Source organism: Lentzea xerophila, assembly GCF_051094245.1.
GTDB classification, from domain to species: Bacteria; Actinomycetota; Actinomycetes; order Mycobacteriales; family Pseudonocardiaceae; genus Lentzea; species Lentzea xerophila.
Genome location: NZ_CP194934.1, coordinates 8,068,768 through 8,089,992, shown reverse-complemented (window position 1 = coordinate 8,089,992; position 21,225 = coordinate 8,068,768). Strand labels below are relative to the sequence as shown.

Genomic DNA, 21,225 nt, shown 5'->3' with positions numbered 1-21,225 from the left:
GACGAATCAGTCCTCCGACTTGCCCGACTGCAGGCCCGCCGAGATCAGGTCCATCACCGACGAGTCGGCCAGTGTCGTCACGTCGCCGACCGCGCGGTTCTCGGCGACGTCGCGCAGCAGGCGGCGCATGATCTTGCCGGAGCGCGTCTTCGGCAGCTCGGGCACGACCATGATCTGGCGCGGCTTCGCGATCGGGCCGATCTCCTTGGCCACGTGGTCGCGCAGCGCCTTGATCGCCTCGGCGCCACCGGCGTCGGAGGCCGCGCCACCGCGCAGGATCACGAACGCCACGATGCCCTGGCCGGTGGTCGCGTCGGACGCGCCGACGACGGCCGCCTCCGCCACGGTCGGGTGCGACACCAGCGCCGACTCGACCTCGGTGGTCGAGATGCGGTGACCGGACACGTTCATCACGTCGTCGACGCGGCCGAGCAGCCAGATGTCGCCGTCGTCGTCGTACTTCGCGCCGTCACCGGCGAAGTAGAAGCCCTGGTCGGCGAAGCGCGACCAGTACGTGTCGCGGTAGCGCTCCTCGTCGCCCCAGATGCCGCGCAGCATCGCGGGCCACGGCTCGTCGAGCACCAGGTAGCCACCGCCGCCGTGCGGGACCTCGACGCCCTCGTCGTTGACGACCTTCGCGCCGATGCCGGGCAGTGGCTGCTGCGCCGAGCCGGGCTTGGTCGAGATGACGCCGGGCAGCGGCGAGATCATGATCGCGCCGGTCTCGGTCTGCCACCACGTGTCGACGATCGGGGCCTTGCCGCCGCCGACGTTCTCGCGGTACCAGATCCACGCCTCGGGGTTGATCGGCTCGCCGACCGAGCCCAGCACGCGCAACGAGCTGAGGTCGTACTTGGCCGGGATGTCCGCGCCCCACTTCATGAAGGTGCGGATCAGCGTCGGCGCCGTGTAGTAGATCGAGACGCCGTACTTCTGCACGATGTCCCAGTGCCGGCCCTCGTTCGGGGTGTTCGGCGTGCCTTCGTAGACGACCTGCGTCACGCGGTTCGACAGCGGGCCGTAGACGATGTAGCTGTGGCCGGTGACCCAGCCGATGTCCGCGGTGCACCAGTACACGTCGGTGTCCGGCTTGAGGTCGAACACGTAGTTGTGCGTGTACGACGCCTGCGTGAGGTAGCCGCCGGACGTGTGCAGGATGCCCTTCGGCTTACCCGTGGTGCCCGAGGTGTAGAGGATGAAGAGCGGGTGCTCCGAGTCGAACGCCTCGGGGGTGTGCTGGTCGGACTGCGAGTCCACCAGCTCGTGCCACCACACGTCCTTGTCGGTCCACGCGACCTCGGTGTCGGTGCGCTTGACGACGATGACCTTCTCCACGGACGGCGCGCCGGCGACGGCCTCGTCCACGGCGGGCTTGAGCGGCGCCGGGGTGCCGCGGCGGTACTGGCCGTCGGTGGTGATCACGAGGCGGCACGAGGAGTCCTCGATGCGGGTGCGCAGCGCCTCGGCGGAGAAACCGCCGAACACGACGCTGTGCATGGCGCCGACGCGGGCGCACGCGAGCATCGCGTAGATCGCCTCGGGGACCATCGGCATGTAGATCGCGACGCGGTCCTCGGCGCCGATCCCCAGCGACGTCAACGCGTTCGCGGCCTTGGAGACCTCGCGCTGCAGCTCGGCGTAGGTGATGGCGCGGGAGTCGCCGGGCTCGCCCTCCCAGTGGATCGCGACCTGCTCACCGTGACCGGACTCGACGTGGCGGTCGACGCAGTTGTAGGCGACGTTGAGCTTGCCGCCGACGAACCACTTGGCGAACGGCGCGCCGGACCAGTCGAGCACCTGGTCCCACTTGGTGTCCCAGTGCAGCCGTTCCGCCTGCTTCGCCCAGAACGCCTCGCGGTCGGCCTTCGCCTCCTCGTACAGCGCGGGCTGTGCGTTCGCCTGTGCCGCGAACTCGTCGGAAGGCGGGAACGTCCTGCTCTCCGTGAGCAGGTTGTCCAGAGCGTTGCCCTGGCCTGGCGACTGCGTCATGGTGCGAGACCTCCTGGAAAGTCCAGACCGGTTGGGGATGGGGTACTGACCGTAGTGCGAGCCAGCTCACTTCCAACAGGTTCCTCCCCCAAAAGGTTCAGACCAATCTGGGGAGGGCGGTTACACGGCTGTCATTGTGTAACCCGTTTTGTCTGGTCCAGGCACGTGTGGCGCGTTGAACGGGCGCCGTTGCGCGCTCAGCGGTTGCTCCAGTGAGCTGGGTCACGCGTTTCACCTGGTCAGGTACTCTGCGCGACCGTGACCGATCCTCTCGCTCCGCTGCTTTCCTTGCCTGGTGTGGCAGATGCCGCGAACGCAGCCAAGGACGCCGTCTTCCAGGTGCACCGCCATCGGGTGAACCTGCGCGGCTGGGCCACGACGGCGGCGGAGGCGTCCGTCCGCGCGGCCCGTGCCTCGGCGGCGCTGGAGGGCGGGCCGACCGAGATCCCGGAGTCCGGCGAGGTCTCGGATCCCGTCCTGGCCGGGTCGTTGCGGATCGCGGAGGCGCTGGGCGGCCTCGTCGGCACGTGGCAACGCGCGCCGTTGCAGGCCCTCGCGCGGTTGCACGTTCTCGCCGCCGCGGACCTCACGACCGACGTCGGACGACCGCGGGTGTCGCAGGACGTGTCGCAGCGGCTCGACCTGCTCGGCACCCTGGTCACCGGTGGGACGTCCGTCCCGGCGCCGGTGCTGGTCGCGGTCGTGCACGGCGAACTGCTCGGCCTGGCGCCGTTCGACGTCGCCAACGGGGTGGTGGCCCGTGCCGCCGCCCGGATGACGTCGATCTCCACCGGACTCGACCCCAAGGGCCTCGGCGTGCCCGAGGTGGCGTGCCTGCGCCGGTCGGCCGAGTACGAGGCCGCGTCCGTGGCGTTCGCGTCGGGGGATCTCGAAGGCCTCGCCCAGTGGATCCTGTTCGTCTGCTCGTCGCTGGAGGCGGGCGCCCGCGAGGCGAAGAGCATCGCGGACGCCGCACTCACCGGGTGACGTCGGCCAGGACCTCGGCGGCCCTGACCGCGTCCTCGTCGGTCACGTAGAGCGGGGCGAACCCGAACCGGAGGATGTCCGGCGGCCGGTGGTCGCCGATGACACCGCGCGCGACCAGTTCGTCCATCACGGCTTCGGCGTCCTGGCAGCGCACCGAGATCTGGTTGCCGCGGGCCTCCGGAGTGATCACTTCGAGGTCCGTGAGCTTCTCGACGTGCTCGCGGAACAACGCCGTCAGCGCCAATCCGCGCTGCCGCAGTTCGGCCAGGTCGACGTCGTCCCAGACGTCCAGCGCCGCGTCCAGGGCCAGCATCGACAGGATGTCCGGCGTGCCGGCCCGCGCGCGGCCGATGCCGGGATCCGGTTCGTAGGACTGCTTCATGCCGAACGGCTCGCGGTGGCCGTTCCAGCCCGACAACGGGTTCTCGAACGTCGCCTGCCTGGCGTGCGGCACGTAGATGTAGGCCGGCGCGCCCGGTCCGCCGTTGAGGAACTTGTAGGTGCACCCGACCGCGAAGTCGACGTCCAGCGCGTCCAGTTCGATCGGCAGCACGCCCGCGCTGTGGCAGAGGTCCCAGACCACCTGCGCGCCGGCGTCGTGGGCCTGCTCGGTGAGCGCCCTCATGTCGTGGAGCCGGCCGGTCCGGTAGTCGACGTGGTTGAGCAGCACCACGGCGGTGTCCTCGCTGAGGTCCAAAGAGGACGGTTGCGCGGCGCGGATCTTCAGTCCGGTCAACGAGGCCACGGACTGCGCGATGTAGCCGTCGGTGGGGAACGTCGACTCGTCGCACACGATCTCGGTGCGGTCGGTGCCCTTCACCGCGCCCATCAACGCCTTGAAGATGTTGATCGACGTCGAGTCGCAGGCCACGACCTGTCCCGGTGCGGCCCCGACCAGCCGGCCGATGCGGTCGCCGACCCGTTGCGGCGCATCCCACCAGCCTTCGGACCACGACCGGATCAGCCGCGTGCCCCACTGGTGCCGCACGACGTCCTGCATGCGGTCGGCGACGTGCTTCGGCAGTGCGCCGAGGGAGTTGCCGTCGAGGTAGATGACGCCTTCGGGGAGGTCGAACAGCTCGCGCTTCATACGTGGCTCCTGGCCGTCCACAACTCGGGGAACACCGCCCGTTGGGTGCGCTTCTCCAGCCATGCGACACCGGCGGAACCGCCCGTGCCGACCTTCGAGCCCATCGAGCGGCGGGTGGCGAGCAGGTGGTCGTAGCGCCAGCGCGCGAACTCCTCGGCGATGTCGGTCAGCGCCTCGCCCAGCTCCAGCAGGTCGCGGTCGTGGCCGCGGTAGATCGCCACCCACACCTGCTCGACCTCGGGCGACGGCTCGTAGGCGTTGGTCAGGTCGCGCTCCAGGACGCTGGCCGGGACGTCGAAACCCCTGCGGCGCAACGCGGCCAGCACGTCGTCGTAGAGCGACGGCTCGCCCAGCGATTTCTCCAGCTGGTCGTGCATCGCCGGCACCGCGCGGTGCGGGACGAGCATCGACCGGGACTTCTCACCTAGCAGGAACTCCATCTCGCGGTACATGCCCGACTGGAAGCCCGAGCCCTCGCCGAGCGCGTCGCGGAACGAGTTGAACTCGGTCGGCGTCATGCGCGCGATGGGCCGCCAGGCCGCCGAGAGCGCCTGCAGGTGCAGGTCGGATCGCCGGAGGGTGCGGACGGCGGCGCGCAGGTCGTCGGCGCGCAGCTCGGTCTGGGCCTGCCGCCACTCGAAGCAGAGCAGGCCGAAGTACAGCTCCATCACCTGCGTGATGACCAGGAACGACATCTCACGCGGGTCCTTGGACCACTGCTGTTGAAGGGTGTGCAGCACCGACGCGTGCACGTAGTCCTCGTACGGCGTGGTGCCGCCGAAATCCAGCTTGGGGGACACGGGGCAGCTCATGGCTTCAATCCTCGCCGGAACCGCTCGGCACCTGAATGGGTGATGAAAGGCGTTGGCATCGAACTTCTTCCAAACGCAAAACAGGTCGCCAGGTAGCTTTGCGTTCATGTTGGACGACGTCGACAAGGCCCTGTTGGAGGCCCTCCAAGAGGATGCGCGCCTGTCGTACAACGAGCTCGCGCGCCGAGTCCACGTCTCACCGCCGACGGTCGCGCAACGGGTGCGGCGGCTCGAGAACATGGGCGCCATCACCGGCTATCGCGCCGTGGTCGACCCCACCGTCGTCGGCCGCCCGGTCGTCGCGTTGGTGCGCATGAAGTGCTACGGCCCGCGGTGCATCACGGTGCACCCGGAGCTGCTCGACGACCTGCCCGAAGTGGTCGAGGTCGTGCGGCTGACCGGCGACATCTGCTCGGTGGTGAAGGTCGTCACCACGTCGATCGTCGAGCTGGAACGGTTGCTGGTCCGGCTGGCCACCCACGGGGAGACGTCGAGCGCGATGGTGCTGTCGACGCCGATCCCGTGGCGTCCGGTGCTGCCCGGTTAGCCGGCTATCGACTGGGTTCCCATGACCAGGGCGAGGGCCAGGCGTTCGGCGTCCTCGGTGCCCGGCTCCGCCGTGTAGACGGTGATGCGCAGGTCGTCCTGGGCGACGATCAGCGTGTCGCAGTCGAGCGTGATCAGACCGGCCGCCGGGTGGTCGATCGTCTTGTGCCGGCACGGGTCCGCGGGAGGCGGCGGAGCCTTGGCGTCCCAGAGCCCGGCGAAGCGCTCGCTGCCGGAGGTCAGGCTCGCGACCAGACGCCGGAGCCCGAGGTCGGCGGGGTAGCGCGAGGCCGTCAGCCGGAGGTCGGCCACGAGCCGCGCCTCGTGCTCCGCGTGTTCCTGCTCCGAGTGCACGACCCGTGTGGGCATGCGGGTGACGTTGCGCCAGACGGCGTTGCGGTCCAGTCCGCTCCAGGTGGTCGTGTCTCCCATGAGCGCGTCGTACGGCGCGTTGGCCAGCACCAACGTCCAGCTGGCGTCGTACACGACCACGGGGGTGTGCGAGAGCCGGTCGAGCAACCGCCGCACGCTGGGGGTGATCCGGGACGGCACGACGTCGCGGCCGGGTGTGGCGTGCCCCGCCAGTGTGTAGAGCAGGCCGCGTTCGGCGTCGCCCAGCCGCAGTGCCCTGGCCAGCGCCTCGACCACCTGCGTCGACGGTGCGGTCGCGCGGCCCTGTTCGAGGCGGGTCAGGTAGTCGGCGGAGATGCCGGCCAGCGCGGCCAGTTCCTCGCGGCGCAACCCGGCCGCGCGCCTACGCCGGCCTGCCGGCACCCCGGCGGCCTCGGGTGGCACCCGGTCGCGCCAGCGCCGCACCGTCCGCCCGAACTCCCACGTCTCCACGGGGTCCAGTGTGCGCGAGCCGGAGAACGTTGTCCTGTGCATGTCAGTCCTAGGAAAACCGGTCTGCTGGCTGACCTCCGGCGGTTCTCGCAGGCTCGGGTCATGAGCGAAACAGGAACTGTTCTGATCACCGGCCCGACCCGCAACCTGGGCCGTCACGCCGTGCTGGCCATGGCCCGCCGGGCGCGGAGGCCCGACCTGCTGCTGGTCGGGCGGAAGGGAGCGGACCTGACCGCGGTCGCCGACGAGGCCCGCGCGTTCGGCGCTACCGTCCACGAGATCGGCTGCGACCTGGCGAGCCTGGCTGACGTCCGCGCCGCCGCTGCCGCCGTGCGCGGCCTGCTGGCCAGTGGAGCCGTACGGCCGTTGCGCGCGTTGGTCGCCAACGCAGGCGTGGTCTCGGCGGGGCAGACCTCACCCGACGGGTACGAGCTGACGTTCGCGGTCAACTACCTCGCCCACGCCCAGCTGATCGGCGATCTGCTCGACTCGTTCGCCGCACCGGCGCGGATCGTGCTGATCGGTTCGAACACCTACCACCAGAACTTCTGGCGCAAGGTGCTCGGCGTGGCGGAGGCGAAGTGGGCCGACCCCGTCGAGCTGGCCCGCCCCGGTTCCGCCGAGGACGGCATGACCGCCTACTCCAACGCGAAGCTGGCGATCCTCTACTACGCCCACGAACTGCAGCGGCGCGTCGGCGACGGCGTCAACGTGTCCGTGTTCGAACCGGGCTGGATGCCCGGCACCGCACTGGGCCGTGGCGCGCCGGCGGCGGCCCAGGCCGTCGGCAGGGCTCTCGGCCGGATTCCCGGCGTGTCGACGCCACGGCGCTCGGGACCGTTGCTCGCCGCGATGGCTCTCGACGACAAGTGGGCGCACCTGCGCGACGGCGCGTTCGTCGTGAAGACCGAACTGACCGAGGTGCAGCCGGTCGCCCATGACCGAGCCCGCGAGCAGCGCCTGTGGGAGGCGACCACCGAGCTGTTGTCCCGCTAGCCGCGTTCGGGTTTGCACCTTCCGTAGCGGCATGTGGTCCAGTGGACTCACGTCCCGATCCGTTGAGGAAAGGTCCCTGCTCATGCTTTCGGCTTTCTGGCCACCCCGCCAGGTCAAGATCGGTGACGCGGCGGCCTTCGCCGGCACCACGCCACGGGCGATTCGCCATTACCACGAGATCGGCCTGCTCCCCGAGCCTGAGCGGGGAGCCGATGACCGCCGCCGCTACGGGTACGAGGACATGATCCGCCTGCTGTGGATCCGCAGGATGGCCGACGCCGGGATCGCCCTGGACGACATCCGGGACGCCTCCGCCACCGGCATGGCTTCCGCCGGTGCGGACAGCGAAGACGGTATCGCGGGCATCCTGGAGCGGTTGGAGGAAACCCTCGCCGAGCAGGAGGCGGAACTGCGGCGGCAACGGACCGCCGTGCAGCGGATGCGCACCGAAGGCAGCCGGATGGGCCTGCTCTCCGACTTCGTCACCGAACGCCTCAAGGGCCTGCCCGAAGGCTCCCTGCGTCAGGCGGACCTGGACAATCTGCTGGTCATGGAGCGGATCTTCGGCCCGCTCGGCGCGGCCGTCAATGCCACCCGCTTCGTCGCCCTGGCCAGGCATCCCGCTCTGCGGGAGGAGTCCGACCGCATCGATGCCGCCGAGGAGGCACTCGACGACAGCGTCGCCGTCGATGATCCGCGGGTGGCTCAGGTGGCCGCCGAGCGGCACGCCTTCGAAAACGCCCTGCACGCCGTCATCGAGGAGTCCGGCCTGGACAAGGACGACGATGCCCTCTTCGACGCCTGGGACAGGCTGCACCCTCCTACCGCCGATGAGGAGGCCGGCCTCAGCTGTGGCAGGCGGGAGGCCGGCTCCATGAGCGCGTTCGAAGCCGTCGGCAAGATGCCCTACGACTTCTCCCCGGCCCGCCTGCGCTGTATGGAACTGGCCTTGGAGCTGTCCGCCCAAGACTCACCCGCTCCCTGAAACACCGCCTGGCCGTGGTGTTGCGCGGATAACATGCATCTAAGGTTCCAATTAAGCTAGCCTTCGATCTTGTGAGGCTGACCAAGAGCACCGACATCGCGCTGCGGATCGTGATGCGGCTGGCCGTTGCCGAGACGGATCGTCTCGTCTCGGCGCACCCGACCACCCGTGAAGTCGCCGAGGTCATGGGCGTGCAGTACACCCACGCGGCGAAGGTCGTGGCGCGGCTCCAGCACCTCGGCGTCGTCGAAGCGCGGCGTGGCCGGGGTGGAGGTCTGGCGCTCAACGAGACGATGCGTCTCGTCTCGGTCGGATGGCTCGTCCGCCAACTGGAGGGCGAGGGCGACGTCGTCGACTGCGAGGGCGAGCTGCCCTGCCCATTGAGCTCGGCCTGCCGGTTGCGGCGCGCCCTGCGTGAAGCCCAGGAAGCCTTCTACGCCTCGCTCGATCCACTGCGCGTCGAGGACCTCGTCGCTGATCCCACCGGTCCCGTTCTGCTCGCCCTCGGGCGGCGGAAGTGAGGAGCTCATCGATGCTGTCCCCGAAGTCCGCGGAACTGGTCGAGGCCACCCTGCCCGCGGTCGACGCCGCCATCGGCGAGATCAGCGCGCTGTTCTACGAGCGCATGTTCGCCGAACACCCGATCCTGCTGCGGGACATGTTCAACCGCGGCAACCAGGCCAACGGCACCCAGAAGCAGGCGCTCGCGGGGTCGATCGCCGCGTTCGCGTCCGGCCTGCTCGCCGGTCGGACGCCCGACGCGATGCTCAGGCGCGTCGCGCACAAGCACGTGTCGGTCGGCGTCACGCCCGGCCAGTACGCGGTCGTGCACCGGCACCTGCTCGGGGCCGTCGCCGAGGTCCTGGACGTGCCGCCGGACGTCGCGGCGGCCTGGAGCGAGGTCTACTGGCTGATGGCTGACGCGCTGATCGGCATCGAGCGGTTCCTGCCGCAGGGGCAGCAGGAACACCGGGTGATCGCCCGGTTCCAGGAGACCGAGGACGTCGTGACGTTCGTGGTCAGGCCGGTCGACGGGCAGGTGCGGGCGGGCGAGCCGGGGCAGTACGTGTCGATGCAGGTCCCGCTGGCCGACGGTGCCCGGCAGATCCGCCAGTACAGCCTGTCCGGACGGTCCGACGACGCGTTGCAGTTCTCGGTGAAGCGCGACGGCGAGGTGTCGAACCACCTGCACGACTTCGCGCCGGTGGGCAGCACGGTGCTGGTCAGCCACCCGGCCGGGGACCTGACGCTGCAGCCGGGTGACGGTCCGGTGCTGCTCGCGTCGGCGGGGATCGGCTGCACGCCGATGATCTCCATGCTCGCCGAGCTGGCCGCCACCGGCTCACCTCGCCGGGTGATCGCGGTGCACGGTGACCGCGACCAGTTCAGCCACCCGTTCCGCGCCGAGCTCTCCCAGCTCGTGGCCAAGCTCGCCGACGCGCGGGCGCACGTCTTCTACGAGCGGCCGATCGGGGACTGGCCGGCCGACCGGACCGGGTTCGTCGACCTCGGTGGCCTCGAGATCCCGCCGGACACCACCGCGTACCTGTGCGGACCGGTTCCGTTCCTGCGCGCGACGCGGACCCAGTTGCTCGACGCGGGTGTCACCGACATCCACTACGAGATCTTCGGGCCGGACCTAACCCGCTAGCCGGTCCAGCGCGTTGCGGACGTGGCCCTTGGTGTCCTCCAGCGCGGCGGCCGCACGTTCGGTCGGCTCACCCGAGAGCAGGTGCACCAGCGCCACCTTGAGATCACCGGACGCCTCCGCCAGCGCCTGCTCGCAGTCGTTCGCGGGCAGGCCGGTGGCCTCGTGCAGGATCCGGATCGTGCGGCCGCGCAGCTTCGCGTTCGTCGCCCGCATGCTGACCATCAGGTTCGAGTAGGTGCGGCCGAGCTTGATCATCACCGCGGTGGAGAACGACGTCAGCGCCAGCTTCTGCGCCGAACCCGCCTTCATCCGCGTCGAACCGGCGATGGCCTCCGGGCCCGTGTTCAGCGCGACCAGGACGTCCGGTGTGAACGGCACGGACGCGTTGTTCGACACCAGCACGGTGCGGGCGCCAAGCGTTTGCGCCTCTTCCAGCGCGCCGATCACGAACGGCGTGCGCCCGGACGCCGTCACGCCCACGACCAGGTCTTTCGCCGTCGCGTGCCGGCGGATCTGGGCGGCGCCGGAGGCGTCCTCGACCTCCTCGACGGCGCGGACGAGGGCTTCCGGGCCGCCGGCGTGGTGGGCGACGAACCAGTCGGCGGGGGCGTTGAACGTGGGCACCAGCTCAGCGGCGTCCAGCGTCGCCAGCCGCCCGGACGTGCCCGCGCCGACGTAGTGCACGCGGCCGCCGGACATGATCGCCGCGACGCCGAGGTCGACCGCGCGGGCCAGGTCCGGCAACGCCTCGGCGACTGCGGACGGGACCGTGCGGTCCTCGTCGTTGATCATGCGCAGCACGTCGACCGTGGCCACCCGGTCGATGTCCGTGGTGCGAGGGTTCCGTTGCTCGGTCGGAGATTCCACGCGCACCACCACACCGTTCCGGGGGGAGGTCATTTAGACGTCTCCCGCGGCCGCCGGCGGCCGTCTGGTCTGGCGCCCAGCCGGTGGCCGGACACCGCTTCGTAGGTCGCCTCCAGCGCCGTCTTCGCCGTGTCGACGTGGTGCTGGGCGACGCCGATGAACAGGCAGTCGATCACCGTGAGCTGGGCGATGCGGCTCGCCATCGCGCCGGAGCGGAAGGTGGTCTCGCGCGCGGCCGTGGTCAGCACGTGGTCGGCGACCTCGGTGATCGGCGAGCGCGGGAAGTTCGTGAGGGCGACCGTGGTGGCACCGGTCTCGCCGGCCACCCGCAGTGCCTCGACGGTCTCCGCGGTCGAGCCGGTGTGCGAGATGCCCACCGCGACGTCCGCGCCGGTCAGCACGGCCGCGGACGTCAGCGCGATGTGCGTGTCGTTCCACGCGAAGCAGGTCAGCCCGATGCGGTGCAGCTTCTGCTGCAGGTCGAACGCGACGAACGCCGAGGCGCCGAAGCCGTAGACGTCCACCCGGCGTGCGCCCGCGACCGCCTGGACGACCTTGTCGAGCGACTCGACGTCGAGCTGCTCCGCGGTCTCCTCGACGGCGCGGGCGTCGGCGAACGCGACCTTGCCGACGACCTGCCGCAGGTCGTCACCAGGCCCGATGTCGCCACCCATGTCGTGGTTGGCCCTGACCTGGCTGCGCGCGGTGTCGGCGGCGAGCGCGATGCGCAGTTCCGGGTATCCACCGACGCCGATGGCCTTGCAGAACCGCGTCACCGTCGTCTCGCTGGTGCCCGCCTGCTCGGCTACCTCGGTGATGCTGCGGTGCGCGACCGTCGCCGGGTTCTCCAGGACCACCTTCGCGACGCGCTGCTCGGCGCGCGCGAGACCAGGCAGCAACGACCGGATCTTCACCAGTGGACTGGATTCGGCACTGCTTTCAGTGGACACGTGGGAAACTTACTAACCGCCAGTGCGACGGTCAACGGAGTGTGTCCGAAAGTCACTCTCTCGGCCAGCAGGTCACCGGATGTCGGGCTTCTTCCGGGTGGAGACGGCGATCCGGTTCCACGAGTTGATGGTGAAGATCAGCGCGATGAGCTGCGCGAGCTCCTCCTCGCCGAAGTGCTTCGCGGCCTGCTCGTAGACCTCGTCGCTCACGTACTCGTGGCTGCTCAGGACGGTGATGGCCTCGGTGAGGCGCAGCGCGGCCTGCTCCTTCTCGGTGTAGAGGTCACCCGCCTCCTCCCACGCGTTGAGCAGGTAGATCCGTGCCTCCGACTCGCCGCCCTTGCGGGCGTCCACGGTGTGCATGTTGAGGCAGTAGGCGCAGTGGTTGAGCTGGGAGGCGCGGATGCGGACGAGCTCGGCGAGCTGCTCGTCGAGACCTTCACGGGCGGCGGCGTCGAGGGCGATCATGGCGCGGTAGACCTTCGGGGCCTTCTTGGCGAGGTCGATGCGGTTCGTCATGTCTGCAAAGTTAGGCCGCCGATTGGCCCTGGACATGGTGCAATCTGATCGTGGAATCGTGGGCCAATCTTGACTTCCACCTGGACCTGTCCGGTCCGGGTGGGTTGCGGCACCGGTTGACGGCGTCGCTGCGGGAAGCGGTTCGGTCGGCGCGGCTGCCTCCCGGCACCCGGCTGCCTGCCTCGCGGTCGCTCGCCCTCGATCTCGGGATCGCGCGGAACACCGTTGCCGAGGCGTACGCGGAACTCGTGGCAGAAGGCTGGCTCACCGCCCGCCAGGGCTCGGGAACCGTTGTCGCGCAACGGGTTGAGCCACCGCCACTCTTGAAGCGCGCGGTGTCCGGGCCGGAGGTGCGGTTCGACCTCAGGGTCAGCACGCCGGACGTCACCGAGTTCCCGCGCACGGAGTGGATCCGGTCGACGCGGCGGGCGGTGACGGCGGCGCCCGCGGAGGCGTTCGGGCCGGGGGACCCGCAGGGGCGCATCGAGCTGCGGACGGCGCTGGCCGAGTACCTGGCGAGGGCACGCGGCGTGCGGGCCGATCCCGAACGGATCGTGCTGTGCTCGGGCTTCGGGGGCGCTGTCGGGATGTTCGACCGGCTGCTGAAGCCGCCGGTCGTCGTCGAGGAGTACGGGCTGGGCTTCCACCGTTCGTTGTGGACGTCGACGGTGCCGTTGGCGGTGGACGACCACGGCGCGAACACCGAGCAGTTGCCCGACGACCGCCGTGCGTGCGTGTTGACCCCGGCGCACCAGTTCCCGTTGGGCGGCCCCTTGCACCCACGACGGCGAGCATCGGCCGTGGAGTGGGCACGGCGCGTAGGTGGCGTTGTGCTGGAAGACGACTACGACGGGGAGTTCCGCTACGACCGTCAGCCGGTCGGGGCCGTGCAGGGGCTGGACCCGGAGCACGTCGTCTACCTGGGCACGTCCAGCAAGGCGTTGTCGCCGGCGTTGCGGATCGCGTGGATGGTGCTGCCGGACCGGTTCGTGGACCCGATCCTGGCGTTGAAGACCGACCGTGAGCAGCACATCAGCATGCTCGACCAGCTGGTCCTGGCCGACTTCCTGTCGTCCGGGTCGTACGACAGTCATGTGCGGCGGATGCGGCTCAAGTACCAGCGGCGGCGTGATCGGCTCGTGGAAGCTGTTTCGCCGTACGCGTCGGTGTCCGGAATCGCGGCCGGGATGCACGCTGTGCTTGAGACGCCTCATGAAAAGGAGATCGTGCGGACCGCGCGTGAACGTGGGATCGAGGTCAGCCCTCTCTCGTGGTTCCGGCACGAGCTGAGCGACGACGACCGTTCCGGTGTGGTGGTGAGCTTCGGAGCGCCCGCGTTTCCACGGGCGCTCCCGCCGTTCATCGAGGTGCTAGCGGCGTGCTGCTGACCAGCCCTCTGCCGTGACGTCGCCACGGGCGTGCACGTAGACACCGCGGGCGTTGTACTGGCCCGCCTTGGTGTAGACGAACCTGGTCTTGACGGACTCCGTTGGCACCCAACGGCGTTCGGTCGTCGTGATGGTGCGGACGTCCTGCCAGCCGGTGCCGTTCCAGTGCTGCACGGTCAGCTTGTCGCCCTTGTCGACGTCGACGAAGACCTCGACCGGGCGTTGGGCCACGAGCGTGCCGCCGGAAGTCGTGGCACGCCACTGCGCTCCGTGCGCCCTGACCGCCAGAGCATTGGCCAGTCCGTCGGCGGCGACGCGGCGGGCCGGGTTCACGCTGCCCCAGTCACGGCTCGGGTGCACGCGGTTGGTCAGCAGGATCGCGATCGACCGCGAGGCCTTGTCGATCACGAACGACGTGCCGGTGTAGCCGGTGTGGCCCGCGGTGCCCGGACCGCTCAGCCCGCCCATGTACCAGCGCTGGTCGAGCTCGAACCCGAGGCCGTGGGCGTTGTCGGGGAACTGCTGGTTGAAGTTCGTGAGCATCAGCTCGACGGAACGCTCGGTCAGGATGCGTTGGCCCTGGTAGGTGCCGCCGTTGAGGATCGTCTGACCGAGGATCGCGAGGTCCTTGGCCGTGCCGAAGACACCCGCGTGGCCCGCGACTCCTCCGAGGGACCACGCGTTCTCGTCGTGGACCTCGCCGCGGACGATGCCGCGTGGTGGCGCCGCCTGGAACTCCGTTGCGGCCGTGCGGTCCTTGGCCTTCGGGTTGTAGCCGGTGTCCTTCATGCCGAGCGGCGTGGTGATGCCGTCCCGCACGGCCTGGTCGAGTTTCCTGCCGCTGACCTTGTGGACCAGTTCGCCGAGCGTGATGAGGTTCAGGTCGGAGTAGACGTACGTGGTGCCGGGCGTGGACTTCGGCTTCACGTCCATCACGGCTTTGATGCGCGAGGGGACGTCCGGGTACAGCTTCCACAACGCGATGAACGGTTCGAGGCCGCTCGTGTGTGTGAGGAGCTGCTTGACGGTGATGTTCTCCTTGCCGTTCACGCCGAACTCGGGCAGGTAGGTGGCGACGCGTTCGTCGATGTCGATGCGGCCCTGCTCGACCTGCTGGATGACCGCGATCGACGTGAAGAGCTTGGAGATGGAGGCGAAGTCGAAGATCGTGTCCTTCTCCATGGGGACGCGTTCTTCTTCTGGCAGCTGGGTTTGCTGGTCTTCGTAGAGAACCGCGTAGCCCGTGCGGTCGTGCGCGACGATCTTGCCGTTGTGCACGTACATCGTGACGGCGCCGGCGTAGAGCGGTGTGCCGTTCGCCTGGGGTTCGGTGAAGTCGCGGAGCCGGCGCAGGGCGGCGTTGATCGGCTCCGGGTCGAGGCCGGCCCAGTACGGGTTCGACTGGCGCAACGTCGTCCGCTCGTGCGCGAAGCCGTCCTGGGGCTGGTCGAAGTGACCGGGGATCGCGGCCGTCACGACCGCGACGGCCAGTGCGGGGATGAGCATGGCGTCCTCACCGGTAGCGCAGGTAGGGCAGGCGGGTGCGGCGGAACTGCTGCAGCTCCTGCTGCCACGCACCGGTGATCTCGTCCAGGGGCGCCTGGGCGTCGATCATCCTGCGCAGCCGGTCGGAGCCGCTGAGCTTGTCGATCCAGTTGTCGGGGCGCCACGCGAACACGGTGGGGTACAACGACTTCGCGGTGATCAGCATGGCTGTTGCGGCCTTGATGGCGTCGAAGTTGTGCGGGTCGGTGACGTGCAGGGTGACACCGCCGCAGGTCTTGCCCTGGAACTTGTTGAACGTGGGTGAGAAGTAGGTCTCGCGGAACCGGACGCCGGTGAGGTTCAGGGCGTTCAGCGCTTCGGCCCAGCGCCAGTCGATGCCCGGTGCGCCGACCGTTTCGAACGGGCGGGTGGTGCCGCGGCCCTCGGACAGGACCGTGCCCTCGAACAGGCACGTGCCGGGGTAGACGAGCGCGGTGTCCCGGGTGGGCATGTTCGGGCTCGGCGGGACCCACGGCAGGCCGGTGTCGAGCTGGTTCCTGCGCCAGCCCCGGACGTTCACCACCTCGAGCCTCGTGGTCAGGTCGAACTCGCCCACGAAGAAGCGGGCGAGTTCGCCGACCGTCATGCCGTGCTGCTGCACGATCGGTTTCAGCCCGACGAACGTCGCGTAGGCCGGGTCGAGCTGAGGGCCGTTCGCGGTGCCGCCGATGGGGTTCGGGCGGTCGAGGACGATGAAGTCGAGGTCCGGTGCGGCCTGCATCGCCGTGTACATCGACCAGATGTAGGTGTAGAAGCGCGCACCTACGTCCGCGATGTCGAACACGACCGTGTCGATGCCCGCCTTCGTGAACATCGCCGCGATTTTCGTGGCGTTGGCGCCGTACGTGTCGTATACCGGGATGCCGGTGCGTGGGTCCGCGTAGTCGCCTTCGGAGCCGCCTGCCTGGGCCGTGCCGCGGAAGCCGTGTTCCGGGCCGAACACCGCTGCCGGTCTGGTGTCGTGGGCGACCATCGAGTCGACGATGTGGGTCTGGTCCTTGAGCACGCCCGTCGGGTTCGTGAGCACGCCGACCTTGCGGCCCTTCAGCTTGCGCCAGCCGTCGTTCGCGAGCTGCTCGGCGGCGGTGCCGAGTTTCGGGGCCGCGGTGGCGCCGGCCGTGCTGACGAGGGGGACGGACAGGGCTCCAGCCGCGAGGAAGCTCCGCCTTCTCACCAGGTCACCCCGTGTCCGAACGGGTAGGGGGTCGGGCCGGGGACGTCGACCGGGAGCTTGCCCTGTGGCTTCGTCTCGCCGAGCAGGATCCTGGCCAGCGCCTCCATTGAGACGGTCGTGGTCGAGTAGGTCGCGAGCCACGTCTTCGCGTTGCTGTAGGCCACGTCGTACGGGTTGCCGGTGGCGGCCGCGATGACCGGCTTGCCGGTGGCGACGAGCTGGTTGAGCAGGTCGAGCTGGGCCGGCCTGGCGCTCAGGTTGTTGGTCAGCACGACGATCTTGTCGGCGTTGGCCGCGGCCGCCAGTGCCTGCTGCACCTGCGCCGGCGTGGGGCTCGTGGAGGTGACGAACTTCGTGCCCTTGAGCCTGGTCGCGAGGGCCGTCGTCGGAGCGTCGCTGGTGCCCACGACCAGCGGCGCGGCGGCGTTCAGGGGGATCGCCTGGGCGTCGTTGCGGACGGCCGTGATGGTGCGGTCGGCGATGGCCTGGGCTTTCTCGGTGTTGGAGCCGACGATCTGGTCGACCTTGGTCTCGTCGACCTCGGCGTTGAGCATCACGCCGCGCATCAGCTTCATCCTGAGGATGCGCAGCACGCTCTGGTCGATGCGCTGCTCGGTGATCTCACCGCTGCGGACGGCCTTGAGGACGCTCTCGATCGCAAGGCCCAGTTTCGGCGCCATCAGCAGCTGGTCGACGCCCGCCTTGATGGCCAGCACCGGGATCTCGGCGTCGGAGTGGAGCTTGCGGACGCCCACCATCTCCAGCGAGTCGGTGACGACCACACCGTCGTACTTCAGCTCCTCGCGCAACAGGCCGGTGATGATCTTCGGGCTCAGCGTGGCCGGGTTGCCCGACGGGTCGATCTGCGGCACCTGGATGTGCGCGGTCATGATCGAGTCGATCTTGGCGTCGATGGCGGCCCGGAACGGCGGCGCGTCGATCTGGCGCCACTGGTCGAGGCTGCGGTTCGAGACCGGCAGGCTGGTGTGGCTGTCCTCGGCCGTGTCGCCGTGGCCGGGGAAGTGCTTGGCGGTCGAGGTGACCGAGGCCGGGTCGAACCAGCGGCGGCCCTCGTAGCCCACGACCTGGGCCTGCACCAGGTCGGCCGCGAGCTTCGGGTCGCTCGAGAAGCTGCGGACGCCGACGATCGGGTTCGCCGGGTTGGAGTTGACGTCGGCGCCCGGCGCGAAGTTCTGGTTGATGCCCATCGCGCGGAGCTCCTGGCCGACGATGCGGGCGGCCTCTTCCGCGTCCTTGGCGGACCTGCCGGCGCCGAGGGCCATGTTGCCCGGCAGCTGCGTGGCCGGCGGGCCGATGCGCGTGACGAGGCCCATTTCCTGGTCGGTCGAGATGAGCAGGGGCACGGGGCTGGCCTTCTGCAGGCCGTTGGAGAACCGCGCGATCTGCCTGGGCGTGTCGATGTTGTCGCGCGAGGAGTTGTTGAAGTAGATGACGCCGCCGGGCTGGTACTTGCGCACCATCTCCGCGGCCGTCGCCACTCCGAAGTCGGTCTGGTTCTTGGGGTGCGGGACGTCGGCGGCCTGGCCGTTGACGTACGTGACGAAGAGCTGGCCGACCTTCTGTTCCAGCGACATCCCGCGCAGCGTGGTCACGGAAGCGTCCGCTCTCGCCACCGGCATGAGGGCGACCATGGCTGTGACCAGTGTCAACGCGGCGATTTTCCGCACTGTGCAGTGCCTCCCGGTGATGTTCCCACGGATAACTGGCGTATTTCGCAAGTTACTCACGACCGCGGGGTGGGTCAACGGATGGCCATTGTGCCGTTCGGGGGCACTTTTTCACGGCACAGCAAACGGGGCACCCTCGAAAGGGTGCCCCGTCGACAGCGCGGGCTTGCGAGTTACCAAGCGTGCAACTCGTGTCGTACAACCCTGGCCTCGGCGCCCGGCGTCCCGGTACGCAGGCCCTAGACGACAAGCCTCCCGCGGCGTGCTGCGCGTGGGTACTCGAAGTCCGCGCACGGAGCTCCGCCGGGGTGGATGCTGGCTTCTCTTCGCCAGTTCCCTGGCCGACCCGAGGTCCGCACCACCCATTTAAGTGCGTGTGCCCGGTCACAGCAAGGGCTCGGACGGGTGCACCGGTCAAGCCACGTTCAGTAGTGAAAGTACTGGCGTTTCTGGGTTTGTGAGCGCGTGTCCGTGTTCGGGTACCGCCGACAGGGCGGTGCCGCGCACCCACGAGGGCACCACGTGTGCGCCGCGTCGCCGCTACTCGCCGGTACCGCTCCCGAAGGGTGCGTCTGTCGCTTGAGGGCTTGACTAGGCCTTGCCGCGCTTGCGTCGCAGGCCGTACCAGGCGGCTCCGGCCGCCGCTGCCGCGCCGAGGCCGATGGCCGTGACCGCGACCGCCTTGCCCGAGGGGGTCGGGATGCGGCCGCGCAGGCTCACCGGGTCGGTGAACTGCTGCACCGGCCAGTCCTTCTGCACGGCGATGCGGCGCAGGCCCCGGTCCGGGTTCACGACCGTCGGATGGCCGACGACCTCGAGCATCGGCAGGTCCGTGACGCTGTCCGAGTAGGCATAACTCTGCGACAGGTCGTAGCCGTGCTCGGCGGCGAGCTGCTTGATCGCGACCGCCTTGTTGTCGGCCGCGCAGTAGAAGTCGACGTCGCCGGTGTAGCGGCCGTCCTGGATCACCATCCGCGTGCCGACGCTGTAGTCCGCGCCGATCATCTCGGCGATGGGGGCGACCAGCTCCGCCCCGGACGCGCTGACGATGACGACGTCGTGACCCTCGGCCTTGTGGTCGGCGATCAACTGCGTCGCCTCCTTGTAGACGAGCGGGTCGACGATGTCGTGCAGCGTCTCGCTGACGATGCTGCGGATCTGCTCGACGTCCCACCCGGCCGCGAGCGCCGTGATGTGCGCGCGCATCCGGTCCATCTGGTCCGCGTCCGCGCCGGCGAGCATGAACACGAACTGGGCATATGCGCTCTTCAGGACCGCGCGGCGGTTGATCAGCCCCTCCTGGAAGAAGGGGCGGCTGAACGCCAGCGTGCTCGACTTCGCGATCACGGTCTTGTCGAGGTCGAAGAAGGCGGCGATCCGGCTCATGTACCGCAGCTTAGGCGTACTCGTCAGTAGGCCGTTCGGGCGGCATTTCGGTCGTGTACGAAACCGTTGCCCGGCTTGGTTACCGAAACTTGGCTCTCAGCTGTTGCGGAAGTTGCGCGCGGCACTGGCGCTTGGGGATACAGTAGGAGAGTCCGGTTCGACGGACGGGTTCAGTCCGACCCCCCGGGACTGAACCATTGACGACCCCCGTCCCTCCCCCCTGGCGGGGGTCGTCCCATATCCAGAGGCCTTTTCCGTGGCCTCCCGTGGACCTCTGCCGCCCTTTGCCGGCGATGCGGTGCCCAACCCCCCAGAGTCGCACACAGGCCCGACACTTCTGGCGTGCCAAGGCTTCCAAGATCGCGACTTGTCCACATCCGCTGATTTGTCCACATCTGGATCATGACCCCGTTGTGTCATTCCTCACGACTGAGCACGGTGGACCCCATGACCCACCCCATCGCCCTGCTCACCGACTCCGACCTCCTGGACGAGGTCCTCCGCGTGGCCGCCGCAGCCGACTGTCCTTTGGACCGCGCCGCCGACGTGACGGCGCTGCGCTCCCACTGGCACACCGCACCCCTGGTCCTGCTCGACCCGCCCGCCGTCTCGGCCTGCCTCGACGCGGGCTTCCCCCGGCGCTCCGGCGTCCTGGTGGTCCACGGAGGCGATCCGCCCTGGGCCCCGGCCGTGGCCCTGGGAGCGGACGGCGTCCTGGAACTGCCCGTGGAAGGCCGCCTCCTCGTGACGGCCCTGACCGACCTGGGCGAGGGCCCACCGTCCGACCGGGGCCGAGTCGTCTCCTTCATGGGCGGCCGAGGAGGCGCCGGCGCCTCGATCCTCGCCACAGCCTGCGGCCGCGAGGCGGTAGCCCAAGGCGGTGACGCCATGCTCGTCGACTGCGACCCCCTGGGCGGCGGCATAGACCTGGCCCTGGGCACCGAGTCCGACGAGGGCGCCCGCTGGCCGGGCGTGCACTGCAGCGGCGGCAGAGTCCCGATGTCCGCACTGCGAGCAGCCCTCCCCACCTCCGGCAACCTCAGCGTCCTGGCCTGCGACCGAGCCGGCCCCGACCCGGAACCAGCCGCCGTGGCAGCAGTCCTCGACGCGGGCCGCCGAGCAGGCTGCACCGTGGTCTGCGACCTACCGCGCCACCCCACCGCCGCAGCCTCGGCAGCCCTGGACCGCACGGACCTGACGGTCCTGGTCGTCCCAGCCGAAGTCCGCGCCACCGCAGCCGCGAGCCGAGTCGCCTCCCGCCTGCTGACCCACGGCCGCAACCTCCGCCTGGTCGTGCGAGGCCCGTCCCCAGGCAACCTCAAACCCACCGAGATGGCCGAGGTGATCGGCGTCCCCCTCCTGACCCACATGCGCCCCGAACCGGGCCTGCCCGAGGTCCTGGAACGGGGCCGCTTCCCCCGCAACGCCAAGGGCCCGCTAGCCACCACGGCCCGCCTGGTCCTGAAGGAGCTGCGCCCATGACCCCCACCGAGGACCGCATCCGCCTCCTGGTGATCCTCAACCAGGTACGCCGCCTCTCAACGAGCCGACGGCCACAACAGGAGCCGCACCCCCTGCCAAACCGATCCCGGCCGACAAACGCCACCCCGGCATCCCCTCGCCACGCGAAAAGCCGCGCCCCAGCCTGACCGACCCTCGCCCCCAGGAGCGCCCTCGCCGCCAGCGGAACGCCAAAGCCGCTCCTCACACCCACGGAGTCCGGCGCCAAGCAGTTCCTCCGCCGCCCCGCCCGCCCTCCGGCCCCGGTCAGCCGCCCGGACCGGCCCCGCCAGCCGCCCCGTCCGGCCC

Annotated in this window: 19 protein-coding genes; 8 read left to right on the top strand and 11 right to left on the bottom strand. The window is 69.7% G+C overall.

The features are described from left to right. Positions 1 to 6: 6 nt before the first annotated feature. Complete coding sequence (acs, locus tag ACRSBM_RS38740; RefSeq protein ID WP_434451691.1) at positions 7 to 1,989, bottom strand: acetate--CoA ligase; 1,983 nt, start codon at positions 1,987 to 1,989, stop codon at positions 7 to 9. 258 nt (positions 1,990 to 2,247) lie between these two features. On the opposite strand from acs, the gene ACRSBM_RS38735 reads away from it, so the two are divergent. Continuing rightward, positions 2,248 to 2,976 carry an oxidoreductase gene (locus tag ACRSBM_RS38735; protein ID WP_434451690.1) on the top strand — a complete coding sequence of 243 codons (729 nt, stop codon included), beginning with the start codon at positions 2,248 to 2,250 and terminating at the stop codon, positions 2,974 to 2,976. Here the strand turns inward: ACRSBM_RS38735 and kynU are convergent. Both kynU and ACRSBM_RS38725 read right to left on the bottom strand, forming a co-directional pair. Next, on the bottom strand, positions 2,966 to 4,066 hold the full coding sequence (gene kynU, locus ACRSBM_RS38730) for a kynureninase (protein WP_434451689.1): 1,101 nt from the start codon (positions 4,064 to 4,066) through the stop codon (positions 2,966 to 2,968). The genes ACRSBM_RS38735 and kynU overlap by 11 nt on opposite strands. Continuing rightward, positions 4,063 to 4,878: a tryptophan 2,3-dioxygenase gene (locus tag ACRSBM_RS38725; protein WP_434451688.1), complete on the bottom strand. Its 816-nt coding sequence runs from the start codon at positions 4,876 to 4,878 to the stop codon at positions 4,063 to 4,065. The genes kynU and ACRSBM_RS38725 overlap by 4 nt, the downstream gene beginning before the upstream one ends. A 106-nt stretch (positions 4,879 to 4,984) precedes the next feature. Between ACRSBM_RS38725 and ACRSBM_RS38720 the strand changes: the two genes are divergently transcribed. Beyond that, positions 4,985 to 5,425 carry an Lrp/AsnC family transcriptional regulator gene (locus ACRSBM_RS38720; RefSeq protein WP_355433933.1) on the top strand — a complete coding sequence of 147 codons (441 nt, stop codon included), beginning with the start codon at positions 4,985 to 4,987 and terminating at the stop codon, positions 5,423 to 5,425. Here the strand turns inward: ACRSBM_RS38720 and ACRSBM_RS38715 are convergent. Next, positions 5,422 to 6,309 carry a helix-turn-helix transcriptional regulator gene (locus ACRSBM_RS38715; protein WP_434451687.1) on the bottom strand — a complete coding sequence of 296 codons (888 nt, stop codon included), beginning with the start codon at positions 6,307 to 6,309 and terminating at the stop codon, positions 5,422 to 5,424. The genes ACRSBM_RS38720 and ACRSBM_RS38715 overlap by 4 nt on opposite strands. Before the next feature lie 60 nt (positions 6,310 to 6,369). On the opposite strand from ACRSBM_RS38715, the gene ACRSBM_RS38710 reads away from it, so the two are divergent. The 4 genes from ACRSBM_RS38710 to ACRSBM_RS38695 all read left to right on the top strand — a co-directional run bounded on the left by ACRSBM_RS38710 (position 6,370) and on the right by ACRSBM_RS38695 (position 9,899). Next, entirely contained in the window at positions 6,370 to 7,263 is an 894-nt protein-coding gene (locus ACRSBM_RS38710) for an SDR family NAD(P)-dependent oxidoreductase (RefSeq protein ID WP_434451686.1), read from the top strand. A gap of 82 nt (positions 7,264 to 7,345) precedes the next feature. After that, positions 7,346 to 8,248 (top strand): MerR family transcriptional regulator, encoded by a 903-nt coding sequence (locus ACRSBM_RS38705; protein WP_434451685.1) that lies wholly within the window; start codon positions 7,346 to 7,348, stop codon positions 8,246 to 8,248. Positions 8,249 to 8,319: 71 nt separating this feature from the next. Continuing rightward, on the top strand, positions 8,320 to 8,769 hold the full coding sequence (locus tag ACRSBM_RS38700) for an RrF2 family transcriptional regulator (protein ID WP_434451684.1): 450 nt from the start codon (positions 8,320 to 8,322) through the stop codon (positions 8,767 to 8,769). Between the two features lie 11 nt (positions 8,770 to 8,780). Further along, positions 8,781 to 9,899 (top strand): globin domain-containing protein, encoded by a 1,119-nt coding sequence (locus ACRSBM_RS38695; RefSeq protein ID WP_434451683.1) that lies wholly within the window; start codon positions 8,781 to 8,783, stop codon positions 9,897 to 9,899. Here ACRSBM_RS38695 and ACRSBM_RS38690 read toward each other — a convergent pair. From ACRSBM_RS38690 to ACRSBM_RS38680, 3 genes are all read right to left on the bottom strand, one after another. Further along, positions 9,888 to 10,799, bottom strand: a complete 912-nt coding sequence (locus ACRSBM_RS38690) for an N-acetylmuramic acid 6-phosphate etherase (RefSeq protein WP_434451682.1) — start codon at positions 10,797 to 10,799, stop codon at positions 9,888 to 9,890. The two genes, ACRSBM_RS38695 and ACRSBM_RS38690, sit on opposite strands and share 12 nt — an antisense overlap. Continuing rightward, entirely contained in the window at positions 10,796 to 11,716 is a 921-nt protein-coding gene (locus tag ACRSBM_RS38685; RefSeq protein ID WP_434451681.1) for a MurR/RpiR family transcriptional regulator, read from the bottom strand. The genes ACRSBM_RS38690 and ACRSBM_RS38685 overlap by 4 nt, the downstream gene beginning before the upstream one ends. Positions 11,717 to 11,788: 72 nt before the next feature. After that, positions 11,789 to 12,235 carry a carboxymuconolactone decarboxylase family protein gene (locus ACRSBM_RS38680; protein ID WP_434451680.1) on the bottom strand — a complete coding sequence of 149 codons (447 nt, stop codon included), beginning with the start codon at positions 12,233 to 12,235 and terminating at the stop codon, positions 11,789 to 11,791. 50 nt (positions 12,236 to 12,285) lie between these two features. On the opposite strand from ACRSBM_RS38680, the gene ACRSBM_RS38675 reads away from it, so the two are divergent. After that, positions 12,286 to 13,623, top strand: a complete 1,338-nt coding sequence (locus tag ACRSBM_RS38675; protein ID WP_434451679.1) for a PLP-dependent aminotransferase family protein — start codon at positions 12,286 to 12,288, stop codon at positions 13,621 to 13,623. Here ACRSBM_RS38675 and ACRSBM_RS38670 read toward each other — a convergent pair. The 4 genes from ACRSBM_RS38670 to ACRSBM_RS38655 all read right to left on the bottom strand — a co-directional run bounded on the left by ACRSBM_RS38670 (position 13,606) and on the right by ACRSBM_RS38655 (position 19,416). Next, positions 13,606 to 15,129: a serine hydrolase gene (locus tag ACRSBM_RS38670; protein WP_434451678.1), complete on the bottom strand. Its 1,524-nt coding sequence runs from the start codon at positions 15,127 to 15,129 to the stop codon at positions 13,606 to 13,608. The two genes, ACRSBM_RS38675 and ACRSBM_RS38670, sit on opposite strands and share 18 nt — an antisense overlap. 7 nt (positions 15,130 to 15,136) lie before the next feature. Then, entirely contained in the window at positions 15,137 to 16,342 is a 1,206-nt protein-coding gene (locus ACRSBM_RS38665) for an exo-beta-N-acetylmuramidase NamZ family protein (RefSeq protein WP_434451677.1), read from the bottom strand. After that, complete coding sequence (locus ACRSBM_RS38660) at positions 16,339 to 17,994, bottom strand: glycoside hydrolase family 3 N-terminal domain-containing protein (protein WP_434453397.1); 1,656 nt, start codon at positions 17,992 to 17,994, stop codon at positions 16,339 to 16,341. The genes ACRSBM_RS38665 and ACRSBM_RS38660 overlap by 4 nt, the downstream gene beginning before the upstream one ends. Before the next feature lie 627 nt (positions 17,995 to 18,621). After that, a complete protein-coding gene (locus ACRSBM_RS38655; RefSeq protein ID WP_434451676.1) occupies positions 18,622 to 19,416 on the bottom strand; it encodes an HAD-IB family hydrolase in 795 nt (264 codons plus the stop codon). Between the two features lie 447 nt (positions 19,417 to 19,863). Here ACRSBM_RS38655 and ssd point away from each other — a divergent pair, with 447 nt between their 5' ends. Further along, positions 19,864 to 20,898 carry a septum site-determining protein Ssd gene (gene ssd / locus ACRSBM_RS38650; RefSeq protein WP_434451675.1) on the top strand — a complete coding sequence of 345 codons (1,035 nt, stop codon included), beginning with the start codon at positions 19,864 to 19,866 and terminating at the stop codon, positions 20,896 to 20,898. The last annotated feature ends 327 nt before the right edge of the window (positions 20,899 to 21,225 follow it).